Origin of the sequence: Rarobacter incanus (assembly GCF_006715765.1) — a bacterium.
Classification (GTDB): Bacteria; Actinomycetota; Actinomycetes; order Actinomycetales; family Cellulomonadaceae; genus Rarobacter; species Rarobacter incanus.
Map to the genome: position 1 here is coordinate 431,843 of NZ_VFNV01000001.1, position 14,661 is coordinate 446,503.

The 14,661-nt window shown below is 63.6% G+C and carries 9 protein-coding genes; 5 read left to right on the plus strand and 4 right to left on the minus strand.

Annotated elements, in window-relative coordinates; translation table 11 throughout:
* Window position 1: 1 nt before the first annotated feature.
* The 4 genes from rapZ to uvrA form a co-directional block, all read right to left on the minus strand.
* On the minus strand, window positions 2–937 hold the full coding sequence (gene rapZ, locus FB389_RS01760; protein WP_142111089.1) for an RNase adapter RapZ: 936 nt from the start codon (window positions 935–937) through the stop codon (window positions 2–4).
* Between the two features lie 135 nt (window positions 938–1,072).
* Window positions 1,073–3,247, minus strand: coding sequence for an excinuclease ABC subunit UvrC (uvrC, locus tag FB389_RS01765; protein WP_142111090.1), 2,175 nt, complete (start codon window positions 3,245–3,247; stop codon window positions 1,073–1,075).
* 445 nt (window positions 3,248–3,692) lie between these two features.
* Window positions 3,693–3,989 (minus strand): GIY-YIG nuclease family protein, encoded by a 297-nt coding sequence (locus FB389_RS01770; RefSeq protein ID WP_142111091.1) that lies wholly within the window; start codon window positions 3,987–3,989, stop codon window positions 3,693–3,695.
* Window positions 3,990–5,416: 1,427 nt separating this feature from the next.
* A complete protein-coding gene (uvrA, locus tag FB389_RS01775) occupies window positions 5,417–8,254 on the minus strand; it encodes an excinuclease ABC subunit UvrA (RefSeq protein WP_142111092.1) in 2,838 nt (945 codons plus the stop codon).
* Window positions 8,255–8,603: 349 nt separating this feature from the next.
* On the opposite strand from uvrA, the gene wecB reads away from it, so the two are divergent.
* The 5 genes from wecB to FB389_RS01800 all read left to right on the plus strand — a co-directional run bounded on the left by wecB (window position 8,604) and on the right by FB389_RS01800 (window position 14,590).
* Window positions 8,604–9,944 (plus strand): non-hydrolyzing UDP-N-acetylglucosamine 2-epimerase, encoded by a 1,341-nt coding sequence (gene wecB, locus FB389_RS01780; protein ID WP_142111093.1) that lies wholly within the window; start codon window positions 8,604–8,606, stop codon window positions 9,942–9,944.
* Window positions 9,931–11,619, plus strand: a complete 1,689-nt coding sequence (locus FB389_RS01785; protein WP_142111094.1) for a glycosyltransferase family 2 protein — start codon at window positions 9,931–9,933, stop codon at window positions 11,617–11,619. Before wecB ends, FB389_RS01785 begins: the two co-directional genes overlap by 14 nt.
* 319 nt (window positions 11,620–11,938) lie before the next feature.
* On the plus strand, window positions 11,939–12,712 hold the full coding sequence (locus FB389_RS01790; RefSeq protein ID WP_142111095.1) for a hypothetical protein: 774 nt from the start codon (window positions 11,939–11,941) through the stop codon (window positions 12,710–12,712).
* Between the two features lie 231 nt (window positions 12,713–12,943).
* Entirely contained in the window at window positions 12,944–13,402 is a 459-nt protein-coding gene (locus FB389_RS01795; RefSeq protein WP_142111096.1) for a VanZ family protein, read from the plus strand.
* Window positions 13,403–13,423: 21 nt separating this feature from the next.
* The gene (locus FB389_RS01800) at window positions 13,424–14,590 is read left to right on the plus strand and encodes a nucleotide sugar dehydrogenase (protein WP_142111097.1); all 1,167 of its coding nucleotides are present in this window, start codon (window positions 13,424–13,426) and stop codon (window positions 14,588–14,590) included.
* Window positions 14,591–14,661 lie beyond the last annotated feature (71 nt).

Consider the following 14,661-nt stretch of genomic DNA (forward strand, 5'->3'; position numbering starts at 1 on the left):
TTCACTCCCTCCCAAGGTCTCGCGCGGACACCTGCACGCTGTGCCCGCCCTCGCGCAGCAACGCGCTCAACGCATCCGCAATGGCGACGGACCGATGCTGGCCCCCGGTGCAACCAATCGCGATGGTGGTGTGGCGTTTTTCTTCGCGTATGTACCCTGCCAAGACCGGTTCGAGCGCGGCCGCGTAGCGGGTGACAAATTCACGAGCGCCCTCTTGGCCAAGAACATAGTCCCGAACGGGTGCATCGTGGCCGTTGAGGTGTCGCAGCTCGGTTATCCAGTATGGGTTCGCCAGGAAGCGCACGTCGGCTACGTGATCCGCGTCGAGCGGTAAACCGTGCTTGAACCCGAATGACATCACCACGATTCGCAACTCCCCTGGGTCCTCGCTGTGTACGGCTGTGCGCATGGCGCGCGCCAGCTCGTTCACGGAGAGGTTCGACGTATCGATGACGGAATCCGATCGCCGCTTGATCGGTGCCAATAGTTCGCGCTCGGCCGCGATGCCTTCGAGGAGCCGCCCTTCGGGCCGCAACGGGTGGGGCCGGCGCACCTGTTCGAAGCGGCGCACCAAAGCTTCGTCGGATGCGTCGAGGAAGACCATCTGCACGTTGATTGGGGTTTGCCGCAGTTGCTCGACGACGCCTTGCAAGTCATTGAAGAATTCCTTGCCACGGACGTCAAGAACGACGGCGATCTTGCGAACCGTCGATCCGGCTCGCGCCGCCAGCTCGACCAGCGGCGGCAGCAGATTGGGCGGCAGGTTGTCGACGACGAACCACTGCATGTCTTCCAGGGCCGCGGCGGCCCGCGTGCGTCCAGCGCCGGACATGCCGGTGATGATCAGCAGCTCGGTGTCATCGGGAACGGGCCGGTGAGCTGCGGCTTCGACGGCGGGAATCCCCATGGGCACGGTCATCGGGTTCGGTTCGCTCATGTGGTTAGCATATCCGCGCCGGAGCCCCCGCACGCCCGGCGTCACCGGATTGCGCCGCAACTGTAAACCTCTTGCACAGGGTCCCAACCGCGGACGAGCACACCCACCCAACTACCCCGCCTTGCACCTTGCAGGCTAGGAGTTCAACGCCGCCAGGAGTGCCGCCGCCGATTTCGCTCCCATTCCCGGGACGGCCGCGACCTCATCGACACTGGCGGCCCGCAGTTTCGACAGTGACCCAAACTTTTTGAGCAGTGCCTTGGCCTTTGTCGGCCCGATGCCGGGTACTCCGTCCAGTTCCGAACGGGTCATGGAAGCAGACCTACGTGACCGGTGGGCCTTGATGGCGAAGCGGTGGGCCTCGTCCCTAACTTGCTGCATGAGGTAAAGGCCCGGGGATGTGCGTTCGAAAATGAGGGGGTAGTCCTCCCCTGGCATCCACACTTCCTCGAGACGTTTCGCCAACCCGCACAAGGTGATGTGGGTCAGCCCGAGTTCCTCGAAGACCTCGCGGGCGGCTTCGACCTGCGGCTGCCCGCCGTCGACGACAACGAGCTGCGGCGGGTACGCAAAGCGCCGCGGCCGTCCATGTTCATCGCGCGCCGGCCCCGATTCGAGTCCGCCCTCACCGCGCACCGCCCCCGATTCGAGCCCGCCCTTACCGCGCACCGCCCCCGCTTCGAGCCCGCCCTCACCGCGCGCCGACCCCGATTCGAGTCCGCCCTCACCGCGCGGATCACCGACCGCGCCGTCGGTGCGACCCCCCGGCCCCCCAGCAAAACCCCCACCGCCGTCGGCGGAACGAATCGCGCCACCCCCCGGCTCCCCCACACTGACAGCGCCCTGCTGGCCTGCGGGAATTGAGTTTGGGGGGGCCTCGTCGGAATCCTGAATATGTTTGAATCGGCGCCGTAGCACCTCGCGCATCGCCTCAGTGTCGTCGCGCGCGCCCTGCCCGTCGCTGCCGCGGATCGCAAACGTGCGGTATTCGCTCTTTCTTGCCAAGCCGTCCTCGAACACGACCATCGACGCCATCTGATTGGTGCCCTGGGTGTGCGAAATGTCATAACACTCGATGCGCAGGGGCGCCTGGTCCATCCCCAGCGCGTCCTGCAACGCGCTCAGCGCCAGTGACCGCGACGTCAGGTCACCGGCACGCCGCATGCGATGCAGTTGCATGGCGTGTTCCGCATTCTTCAGCACGGTGCGCGCGAATTCGGCCTTCTCGCCGCGCTGGGGAACCTGGATCCTCACCTTCGAGCCGCGCATGCCCGTGAGCCATTCTTGCAGTGCGTCGGCGCGTTTCGGCGCAACCGGCACCAGAATTGTCGCGGGGATCGCGTCCTTGCGGTCCCATTCCAGCCCGGGCTGCGTGTATTCGCCATACGCCTTTTCAATGATCGAATCGACGAGTTCCCCGTCCTCCGCCGGCTCCCCAATCTCAACGATCCAGCCCCGCTGGCCCCGGATGCGTCCCTGCCGCACGTAAAACACTTGCACGGATGCTTCAAGTTCGTCGCGCGTCATGGCGTAGACGTCGGCATCCATCCCGTCAGAAAGCACCACCGCGTTCTTCTCCATGGCGGTTCGCAGTGCCTGCAAGTTGTCGCGCAGGCGCGCCGCGGCCTCGAAATCGAGCCGCTGCGCGGCCTGTTGCATCTCCGCCTCGAGCCGGCGCGTGATCGGCGCGGTCTTCCCCGCCATGAAATCGCACAGTTCCTCGGCTAGCTTGCGGTGGTCTTCCGCGCTGATCCGCCCCACGCACGGCGCAGCGCACTTGTCGATGTAGCCGAGCAGGCACGGCCTGCCCTGCAAACCTGCACGCTTGAAGACCCCGGTCGAGCAGGTGCGGACCGGGAATGGCTTGAGCAGCAGGTCAAGGGTTTCGCGGATCGCCCAGGCCTGCCCGTAGGGGCCGAAGTACCGGTTGCCTGCCTTCTTCGGGGTGCGCGTGACGAGGGCGCGGGGGAACTCGTCGCGCATTGTTATGGCAAGGTACGGATACGATTTGTCGTCGCGATACTTGATGTTGAACCGCGGGTCGTATTCCTTGATCCACTGGTATTCGAGCGCCAGCGACTCGACCTCCGTGCCCACGACCGTCCATTCGACGCTCGCCGCGGTTGTGACCATTTGTTGGGTGCGCCGGTGCAGGCTGTGCAGCGGCTGGAAGTAATTCGCTAGCCGCGCGCGCAGGTTCTTCGCTTTGCCGACGTAGATGACGCGGCCGTCGGGGTCACGGAAGCGGTAGACACCGGGGGACGCGGGGATCTCGCCGGGCGCGGGACGGTAGGTAGCGGGATCGGTCACTTATCTATTATCGCCGGTCTTCCGTTGATCGAGTAGCGCCAACACCCGTTGATCGAGTAGCGCCAACACCCGTTGATCGAGTAGCGCCGAAGGCGCGTATCGAGATCAACCCTCTCCCCGGTCACATAGCGCCGACTCCCGTTGATCGAGTAGCGCCGCTCTCCCGTTGATCGAGTAGCGCCGAAGGCGCGTATCGAGATCAACCCTCTCCCCGGTCACATAGCGCCGACTCCCGTTGATCGAGTAGCGCCGAAGGCGCGTATCGAGATCAACCCTCTCCCCGGTCACCTAGCGCCGACTCCCGTTGATCGAGTAGCGCCGAAGGCGCGTATCGAGATCAACCCTCTCCCCGGTCACATAGCGCCGACTCCCGTTGATCGAGTAGCGCCGAAGGCGCGTATCGAGATCAACCCTCTCCCCGACATAGGACCAAGTGCTGCCAGTATCAGTGTGGTCGCTCGCGTGAGAAATCTTTACGCGCGAGTTGAGGCAGGTCTGAGAATCGTCCCTCAATGAGCGCGATTCGCTTTCGTCGCGACCAGTTCTGAACCTGCTTTTCGGCAGCAAAAGCTTCACCGATATTGGGATAGATCGCCACGTAGACGAGCTCGACCGGAAGGCGCCGTTTGGTGTATTCGCTGCCGCAACCCGAAGCATGCTGCGCGAGACGATTCTCAATGTTTCGCGTGCTGCCAACATAAAACGAACCATCGCGACATTTCAAAATGTACATATATGCCATCGCTCAACGATCACAAGCACTCTCACGATGTTCCATCCGAGATAGCTAATGGGGAAAACTACTCGACACCCTCAGGAGTTAGTCAGGTGATTGCTTGGAGAGGACTAGCGATATTCGCACGATTCTCCAGCGAGCGGCGCGGTCTCGATACGCCCGCCACACGGGCTACTCGACCAACGAAGTGCGCGGGAACAGCTGATCGAGTGCGCCGAAGGCGATTATCGAGATCAACGCAGCGGTGGTCTCGATACGCCCGCCACACGGGCTACTCGACCAACGAAGTGCGCGGGAACAGCTGATCGAGTGCGCCGAAGGCGATTATCGAGATCAACGCAGCGGTGGTCTCGATACGCCCGCCACACGGGCTACTCGACCAACGAAGTGCGCGGGTACAGCTGATCGAGTGCGCCGAAGGCGATTATCGAGATCAACGCAGCGGTGGTCTCGATACGCCCGCCACACGGGCTACTCGACCAACGAAGTGCGCGGGTACAGCTGATCGAGTGCGCCGAAGGCGATTATCGAGATCAACGCAGCGGTGGTCTCGATACGCCCGCCACACGGGCTACTCGACCAACGAAGTGCGCGGGTACAGCTGATCGAGTGCGCCGAAGGCGATTATCGAGATCAACGCAGGGGTGGTCTCGATACGCCCGCTACGCGGGCTACTCGACCAACGAAGACCCCAACCGCCTGGTCTCGATACGCCCGCTACGCGGGCTACTCGACCAACGAAGTGCGCGGGTACAGCTGATCGAGTGCGCCGAAGGCGATTATCGAGATCAACGCAGCGGTGGTCTCGATACGCCCGCCACACGGGCTACTCGACCAACGAAGTGCGCGGGTACAGCTGATCGAGTGCGCCGAAGGCGATTATCGAGATCAACGCAGGGGTGGTCTCGATACGCCCGCTACGCGGGCTACTCGACCAACGAAGACCCCAACCGCCCGGTCTCGATACGCCCGCCACGCGGGCTACTCGACCAACGAAGACCCCCAACCGCCCGGTCTCGATACGCCCGCCACACGGGCTACTCGACCAACGAAGACCCCCAACCGCCCGGTCTCGATACGCCCGCCACACGGGCTACTCGACCAACGAAGACCCCCAACCGCCCGGTCTCGATACGCCCGCTACGCGGGCTACTCGACCAACGAAGGAGTGGTCTCGATACGCCCGCTACGCGGGCTACTCGACCAACGAAGACCCCCAACCGCCCGGTCTCGATACGCCCGCCACACGGGCTACTCGACCAACGAAGACCCCCAACCGCCCGGTCTCGATACGCCCGCTACGCGGGCTACTCGACCAACGAAGACCCCCAACCCCCCGGTCTCGATACGCCCGCTACGCGGGCTACTCGACCAACGAAGTGCGGGCTACTCGACCAACGAAGTGCGGGCTACTCGACCAACGAAACAGCGCGCTACCCAAGCAACTCCCGCAGGAAGAACCCGGTGTGGCTCTTCGGCGACTTCGCAACGTGTTCGGGCGTTCCCTGCGCCACGACGACTCCGCCGCCGGACCCGCCCTCGGGCCCCATGTCGATCACCCAATCGGAGTTCTTGATCACGTCGAGGTTGTGCTCGATAACGATTACCGTGTTGCCCTTGTCGACAAGCGACTGCAACACGCCGAGCAGCTTGCGGATGTCTTCGAAGTGCAATCCGGTCGTCGGCTCGTCCAGCACGTAGACGGTGCGCCCGGTGGAGCGGCGCTGCAGTTCGGACGCGAGCTTGACGCGCTGCGCCTCACCACCGGATAGGGTCGGGGCCGGCTGGCCCAACCGGACGTACCCCAGGCCAACATCGACAAGGGTCTTTAGGTGACGCGATATCCGCGGCACCGCCGCGAAAAACTCCGCTGCCTCGGCTATCGGCATATCCAGGACGTCAGCAACGGTCTTGCCCTTGTAATGCACTTCCAGGGTTTCGCGGTTGTACCGGGCCCCGTGGCACACCTCGCACGGGACGTAGACGTCCGGCAGGAAGTTCATCTCGATCTTGATCGTGCCATCCCCAGAGCATGCCTCACACCGACCGCCCTTGACATTGAACGAGAACCGACCCGGCCCATACCCACGCACTTTCGCCTCGGTTGTGTCGGCGAAGAGCCGGCGCATGGGGTCCCACACGCCCGTGTATGTCGCGGGGTTCGATCTGGGCGTGCGCCCGATGGGACCCTGGTCGACGTGGACGACCTTATCGAGTTCCTCAAGTCCGGTCACGCGCTTGTGTCGTCCCGCCACGCGCTTGGCACCGTTGAGTTGGTTCGCCATGACCGTGTAGAGGATCGAATTGACCAGCGTCGATTTCCCCGAGCCGGACACGCCGGTGACGGCGGTGAGGACGCCCAGCGGGAAGGACACGTCGATGTTGCGCAGATTGTTCTCACGCGCGCCCAGCACCGTGACCTGCCGCTTCTTATCGATGGGGCGGCGGGCGGATGGCAGCGGGATGGACCGGCGCCCCGACAGGTACGCTCCGGTCACGGAGTCCTTGGATGCCAGCAGCCCGGCCAGGTCCCCCGAGTGAACGATGCGACCGCCGTGCTCCCCCGCCCCGGGGCCGACGTCCACGATCCAGTCGGCCGCCCGGATCGTGTCCTCGTCGTGCTCGACGACGATGAGCGTGTTACCGAGGTCGCGCAGGCGGGTCAGGGTGTCGATGAGCCTGCGGTTGTCGCGCTGGTGCAGGCCGATGGACGGCTCGTCCAGAACGTAGAGCACCCCGACCAGACCCGACCCGATTTGCGTGGCGAGCCGGATGCGCTGCGCCTCCCCGCCGGAAAGGGTCCCGGCGGCGCGCGACATGGTCAGGTAGTCCAGCCCCACATCGAGCAGGAACCCCAATCGCGCCTGGATTTCCTTCAGCACCTGCCCGGCGATCATTTTCTCGCGGCCGCTCAACTCCAAGTTGTCCAAGAACCCGGACGCGTCGCGAATGGACAGGTCGCAAACTTCCGCGATCGAACGCCCCGATACCTTGACGGCCAGCACCTCGGGCTTAAGCCTCGCGCCCTTACACGCGGGGCACGCGACCTCGCGCATGTACGCCTCGTACTTATCCTTCGACCATTCGGATTCGGTTTCGGCGTGCCGCCGCTCCAGGAATGGCATGACGCCTTCGAATCCGGTGGTGTATTGCCGTTCGCGGCCCCACCGGTTGCGGTATTTGACCTGCACTTCGTAATCGCGCCCGTGCAGGACGGATTTGCGGACTTCTTTGGGCAGTTTGTTCCACGGCGTGTCCATGGAGAACCCCAGATCGGCGCTGAGTGCCGCGAGGATCCTTTGAAAATACTCGGACGAGGTATGCGACCACGGAGCGATTGCCCCATCGCGAAGGGATAGGTCGGGGTCGGGAACCACAAGGTCGGGGTCCACCTCGAGCCGCATTCCCAATCCGGTGCACTCGGGGCACGCCCCGTAGGGGGCGTTGAAGGAGAAGGTGCGCGGCTCAATTTCGTCGAGCGCCAGGGGGTGATCGTTGGGGCATGACCGGTGTTCGGAGAATCGTCGCTCGCGTTGCGGGTCGTCGGCGTCCGCGTCCACCATTTCGGCGATCAAAAGCCCATCGGCGAGTTTGAGCGCCGTTTCCACCGAGTCGGTGAGCCTGCGGCGGATGCCGTCCTTGGCGACCAACCGGTCCACGACGACCTCGATGTCGTGCTTGAGCTTCTTTTCCAGCGTGGGTGGGCTGGACAGTTGCACGGTTTGACCGTCAACGCGCGCGCGGGAAAATCCCTGGGTGACCAGCTCGGAAAACAGTTCCGCGTATTCACCCTTGCGCCCGCGAATGACCGGAGCAAGGATTTGGAAACGAGTGCCCGCGGGCAGTTCCAAAAGCCGGTCGACTATTTGCTGCGGCGACTGCGCGACGATTTTTTCTCCGCACACAGGGCAGTGCGGCGTTCCGGCCCGCGCGAAGAGCAGGCGCAGGTAGTCGTATACCTCGGTGATCGTTCCGACGGTGGAACGCGGGTTGCGGTTCGTCGACTTCTGATCGATCGACACGGCGGGCGAAAGCCCCTCGATAAAATCGACATCCGGCTTGTCCATCTGTCCCAGAAACTGGCGCGCGTACGCGGACAGCGATTCGACATAGCGGCGCTGCCCTTCGGCAAAGATGGTGTCGAATGCTAGCGAAGACTTGCCGGAACCGGACAATCCGGTAAACACGATCATCTTGTTTCTTGGCAGGTCAAGATTGACGTTGCGCAGGTTATGTTCCCTTGCGCCCTGGATGACGAGGCGTTCACTCACCACCCCAGTCTAAATCACAATGCCGAAAACTTCGCACATATGTACTAGTTCGCTAGAAGCGCACCGCACTCCAGCCACCCGCACCCTGAAGAACTCGCCCCGATTCACAGTAACGCCCAAGGAGAATCACATCACCCAACACTCCCCCACACAGACCGACGCGCAAGCCGCATCACCTTGCCATCAGACCTTGAACGCATAAACGACCGTGACCGACCACCGCTCGTGTGCATTTAGTCACTTTCCCGCAAATTCCCTGTCCATACGCAGGGTTCTTTCCTATTCTTGCGGGTAGTTAGCGGACACACAGCAATAACCGATCGAACGATTAGAACGGTGAGGGATCAAAATGGCGCAGGGGTCAGATGCTCTCAAGGTCATGACGGTTGTGGGAACACGCCCGGAAGCGATAAAGATGATTCCCGTCATCCAAGCGCTCGAATCGAGCCGGCACTTCCAGCCCGTGACCATTAGCACCGGTCAGCACGAACGCATGGTGGCCGATCTGTTCGCCAGCACGGGCATCAAGACGGACATCGACCTGCGGGTCACCCAACACGGCCCCGTCACGCTCAACCAGCTGTTTTCCCACGTCACGGGCGCATTCGACCGAATCTGGCAACCGGGCCCGGTCGCCGAACCCTTCCGCGCGGACGGCGGACGCAGCCCCTTTGGCGCAATCGCCTGCATGGTGCACGGCGACACGACCTCCGCCGCGGCCGCGGCGATCGGCGCGTTCCACCTCGGAATCCCCGTCATCCACGTCGAGGCCGGCCTGCGCACCTCGAACGTGCTTTCCCCCTTCCCCGAAGAGGGCAACCGCCAACTCATATCCCGCATAGCGGCGCTGCACCTGGCCCCGACCAGCCACAACAAGATGAACCTCATCGCCGAGGGCATTGACGCGAACCGTATCGTGGTCACCGGCAACACGTCGATTGACATGCTGTCGTGGGCCGTCGGCCAGGGCGGGAGCCTGGGCCCCGACCTGGAGGATTTGGACCACGATCACTCGCGCCGCATCGTCCTGGTTACCGCCCACCGCCGCGAGAATTGGGGCGCGGGCATCGAACGGATATCCGGCGCGGTCGCGCAGTTGGCCAGCGCCTACCCGAACACGGTCTTTGTCGTTCCGATGCACCCGAACCCGGCGGTGCGCACGACCATCCGCAGCCACCTCAGCGGCTACGCGAACGTTCGCCTGATCGAACCGCGCAGCTACGACCAGTTCGCTCGCCTCATGGCGCGTTCCTACCTAGCGATCACGGATTCGGGCGGCGTCCAGGAAGAGGCCCCCGCCCTGCACACCCCCGTGCTGGTCGTCAGGGACACTACCGAACGCACCGAGGGCGTGGATGCGGGGACGTTGGAACTCGTCGGCACTGACCCCAAGCGCATCGTCAACGCCGCATCGCGCCTGCTCGATAGCCCCACCGTGCACGCGGAGCGCGGCAAGTACCTAAAAACCCCTACGGCGACGGCCACGCGGCACAGCGCATCCTTCAAACCCTGGAGAACGTGTTTTGCGACGGCCCGCGCCCGCACCAATTCGATGACGAGCAGGTCCGCGCCGCCGTCCTGCGCCGCATCGGGGCGACCCCGGCCCAGTTCGCCCGTCCGGTCGCGTCCGAGACTTTGCCCTTCGAGCCTGACCGTCAGGTGGCTAGTCTTTCCCAATGAACGGCTTTGATCCGTACGCAGGCACGCCGCTGTGGCTGCAACCGCTCTATTGGGTTGCGCTGATCATGATCGTGGCGAGCTTGGCGACGCTTTTTGGGCTTGTGTGGGGCGCCAGCCGCGCGCAAGAAGACGATGAGGACGAGCGCCCCGACCCCCTTTCGCCCGCAAGCCGCGAGATTGCGGTGCGCGATGTGCAGGTCGATGAACGCGAACGCGACTACCTGTGGGTCTTTGTGGTGCCCGCCCTCAACGAGGAACGCACGATCGCGGATTCGGTTGCGCGGCTTGCGGCCGTGGCCGCCGCCCACCGGATCATCTTGGTGATCAACGACGGCTCCGACGACGACACCGGACGGATCCTGGACGGGTTGGACGTGCCGGGACTGATCGTTCTGACGCGGACCGCCCCGAACGCGCGCAAGGGCAAGGCCCAGGCGCTCAACGACGCCTGGCACTACCTGCACACGCGGGTCCTGGATTCACCCGACTACCGCGGCTGGGACCCGGACCACGTCATCGTCACGATCGTGGACGCGGACGGGCGGCTGGCGCCCAACGCGACCGACGTGGTCAAGCACTTCGTCGACGAACGCGTCGGCGGGGTGCAGTCGCTGGTGCGCATCTACAACCGCTCAAGCTTCTTGACGTGGGCCCAGAACCTCGAATTCTTGGTGTTCGGAAAGGTGTTTCAGCGCGGGCGCTCGCGGTGGGGCACTGCGAACATGGGCGGCAACGGGCAGTTCAACCGCCTGTCGGCCCTTGACTCCGTGGTTGTCCCGGTGCCCCAGCATGCGGCTCGGCGCGCGGCCAGCAGCGAGGAGATCGCGGGGCCGTGGCGGGCCAGGCTCACCGAGGATCAGGACATCGGCGTGCGAATGTTGCAGGCGGGCTGGCGCGGCGAGCAGTCGACCACGGTGACGATCGATCAGCAGGGGCTGAACTCGTTCCGGACCTTGTATCGCCAGAGAACGCGGTGGTCGCAAGGCACGTGGCAATCGGTCGCCCTGGTGCGCGGCGTGGGTAAGCTGCACGCGAACGTCGTGGCGAAGTTCGATCACGTTTGGTACCTGCTGACCCCGTTGGTGCAGGCCGTCGTGGGTTTGTCGGTGCTGGCTTCGATCGTGCAATTGCTACTGGGCGACGTAAGCATCTACATGCCGTGGCAGGTCGTCGTGGCGTTCTACGTGCTGTCTTTTGCGCCCGGGGTGGTGGTGATCTTTGCCTCTCTTGGCCACACCGGGCTGAAATCGGTCATCGTTGCAGTCGTGCTGGCGCACCTGTATTTGATCTACACCTGGATGATCTATCCGGTCGTGTTCCGGGCGCTGGGACGCCAGGTGGCGCGCCGCACGGGATGGGCAAAGACAGCGCGCGAAAAGATCGACGAACCGGCGCAAGCGCCCGGTCAAATCGGCGCATCGACCGCGGGTGAACTGGGTGCGGCGGGTGATTTTGGAGCCGCGCCAGCGGGTGAAACTGGGGCGCAAGGCGTGCTCGAACCCGCGCCGGCGGGTGGGCAGGACGCCCCGATACCCGGCAAGCAAATCGGGCCAGCGGGCAGCCCCGGCGTTGCCGCGGGCGGCACTTTTGCGTGGGCTGGGCGGGGCAACGGGTTAGGCACGGCGGATGCGGCAGCGATCCTGGCCGTTCCAATGTCGCGGAAAGTGAGGGCGCCACGGCCTTGAGTGGACCATGGATACCATATATTATGTATGTAGGTCCGCGACACACACCTGTTGCGGACGCCGTAGGGTCGTGCGGGGTCGCGACACGAACAAGACCCAACATGCTCCACGCTCCCATCGCGAGTATCGTCGGGATCAGCGGGTTTGCGGATTTTCGCTCTTGCGTGACAGCATCATCCCGCGACCAAGGGCGGTCATGCGCTAGCAACGACGTTCCAACGCATTTTTATAAATACGGCACGGTGACTCACATCAATCGAACCGGTTGCCACCACCACGCATTTTCGAAATGCCGAACAACGCACAAGAAGGACACACAGTGACAACGTACAAAGGAGCATCGGGTCGGCAGCGGCGCATTCCCGCGGAGCAGGCGCGAAAGATCGCGTTGACTACCGCGATCGACATGCTGTCGGACTCCGGGCTCACCGTGGGGCTCGACCACCTGAGCATCGAGGACCTGATTAACCAGTCCAACGTGCCGCGCAGCAGCTTCTACCGGTTGTGGCCCGCCAAGGAATTCTTCTTCGCTGACCTGCTCGACTACCTGGTGTCGGAGGACGGGGAGAACCACTCGATGTTCTTCCCCGAAACCCTGGAGGCAGCGGCCAAGGTCTTCGAGCAGCACAAGGACCGGCTAGGCACCCACCAGGGCCGCCAGGACGTCTTCCGCGAGGCCGTGCGCGTTGTTGCGGAGGTCAACTTCGAGCTGGTCAAGGCGTCGACGACGTGGCGCACCCACGTGGCGCTGATGATGACCATTGAGTCGTTCCCCGACGAGCAGCGCCGCGAGGAACTGCACGCCAAGTTGCGCGGTGCGGAGCTTCGTTTCGTGGAGCAAATGGCCGCCTTCTACCAGCGAGTGGTCACGGAAAACGGTTTCTCCTTCAAGCCGGGCACCACCCCGGAGATGCTAGCCGGAATGTGTGGCGCCTACGTTGAAGGCATGGTCCAACGCCAGGCAATCAATCCGGAGTTGGGCGATCAACTAGTCACGCGCCCGGGTCTTGACGGCGAACCGGTCCCGTGGCACCTTGCCGCTCTGGGTTTCTGGGCGATCGCATCGGAGCTGATCGATTTCGGTGCCAACTAGGGCGTGCGCATTGCGCTGAGGGGGTGGGCCGCGCTGTTGCGCGGCGCGCCCCCTTTCACTTGCGTGCCGCGTCCACCGGCTCCCCTCGCTTTCGTGCCGCGTGGCTCTGCCCCTTTCGCCTTTGTTCGCGGGAAAGATAGCCCCCGTCCCCGCGCGCGATTGGGCGCGCATCCGCGCCCGTTCGGCACGCCGAGTCTTGAGTTCGGCACCACTGCGGGCATACTGGTCGCTATGACCGCCACGGCCCCGCACACCCGCTTCCGTGCGATCGCGGTCGGCCTAGCCCTGTACGTGGGCGCGATATTGGTGATGACGCTGAGCGATCACTCCCCCGCCGGACTCATTTGGCGCGCCGCGCGCGCCGCGACCTCGCTGGGCATCCCCATGTCTTTCGATGCGGCGGAGCAACTGGGCAACATTGGCATCTTTATCCCGCTCGGGATCTTTGCGCAGGCGTTCGTCCAGGAGCGCTTTCCGGGGCTGAGCCCGGCAGAACGGTGGCTGCGCGCCGCCGCAATCACCCTGGCCGGCTGCGCCCTGTCGAGCTGCGTCGAGGCCCTGCAAGGAATACTGCTCCCCGCCCGCGTCCCCTCCCTGCACGACGTCGCACTGAACACCCTGGGCACGGCGCTCGGCGCCGCCGGCGCCTGCGCCTGGTCCATCGTTCGAGCGCCGCGCCGCGGGCGGTAATGCATCGGGTAACCTTGAGACGTGAAAATTACTGTCGTCGGTACGGGTTACGTCGGTCTTTCGCTGTCGGTGCTATTGGCGCAGAACCACGACGTCACGTCGCTCGACATAGACGAAGCCAAAGTGCAGCTGATCAACTCAGGTCGATCCCCCATCGTCGACGCAGAGATCGAGCAGTTCTTATCCACCATTGCGCTGCGACTGGTTGCGACGACAGACGCTCAGGCGGCCTATGCCGGCGCCGACTTTGTTGTCGTTGCGACCCCGACCGACTACGATCCATCGACTAATTACTTCAACACCTCCACCGTTGAATCCGTGGTCGATGCTGCGCTGGCCGCGCACCCCGCGGTGCCGATCGTTATCAAATCGACGGTGCCCGTGGGCTTCACGGCCGCCCTGCGTGAATCACACCCCGGCGCGACAATCATCTTTTCACCCGAATTCCTACGTGAAGGGCACGCGCTCGCCGACAACCTGCATCCGTCCCGCATTGTCGTTGGCGACACGACCCCTGCCGCACGAACCTTTGCTGACTTACTGGTCGAAGGCGCTCAGGACGATGATGTTCCCGTACTCCTGACCGGACCGACCGAGGCCGAGGCAATAAAGCTATTTGCTAACACTTACTTGGCGTTGCGGGTTTCGTACTTCAACGAGTTGGACACTTACGCGGCGATCCATGGGCTGGATTCTCGGCAGATCATCGAGGGTGTGGGCCTAGATCCGCGCATCGGCAGCCACTACAACAACCCGTCGTTTGGATACGGTGGGTATTGCCTCCCCAAGGACACCAAGCAACTGCTGGCCAACTACCAGGACGTGCCGCAGAACCTCATTACCGCGATCGTCGATGCGAACACGACCCGCAAGGACTTCATAGCGTCCGATATCTTGGCTCGCGGACCACAGGTTGTTGGCATGTACCGACTGATCATGAAGGCCGGGTCGGATAACTTCAGGGCCTCTTCGATCCAGGGCGTCATGAAACGAATAAAGGCGAAGGGCGTCGAGGTGGTCGTCTACGAGCCGTCGCTCGATTCTGACCACTTCTTTGGCTCGGAGGTCATCCGCGACCTTGGTGAATTCAAATCACGCGCCGACGTGATCGTCGCGAACCGCCGCACCAACCGGCTCGCAGACGTAGCCGCAAAGGTCTACACGCGCGACCTCTTCGGTACAGACTAAGCATCCGAACAATGCGCACCGACCGAACATAGCTGCTACTACGCGATCCTCAATAGGAGGGTTCATCTTTG

Coding starts and splice junctions, on each gene's coding strand:
- FB389_RS01795 (WP_142111096.1), top strand. CDS start 12,944: ATGACCGCCACGGCCCCGCACACCCGCTTCCGTGCGATCGCGGTCGGC.
- wecB (WP_142111093.1), top strand. CDS start 8,604: ATGGCGCAGGGGTCAGATGCTCTCAAGGTCATGACGGTTGTGGGAACA.
- FB389_RS01770 (WP_142111091.1), bottom strand. CDS start 3,989: ATGGCATATATGTACATTTTGAAATGTCGCGATGGTTCGTTTTATGTT.
- FB389_RS01785 (WP_142111094.1), top strand. CDS start 9,931: ATGAACGGCTTTGATCCGTACGCAGGCACGCCGCTGTGGCTGCAACCG.
- rapZ (WP_142111089.1), bottom strand. CDS start 937: ATGAGCGAACCGAACCCGATGACCGTGCCCATGGGGATTCCCGCCGTC.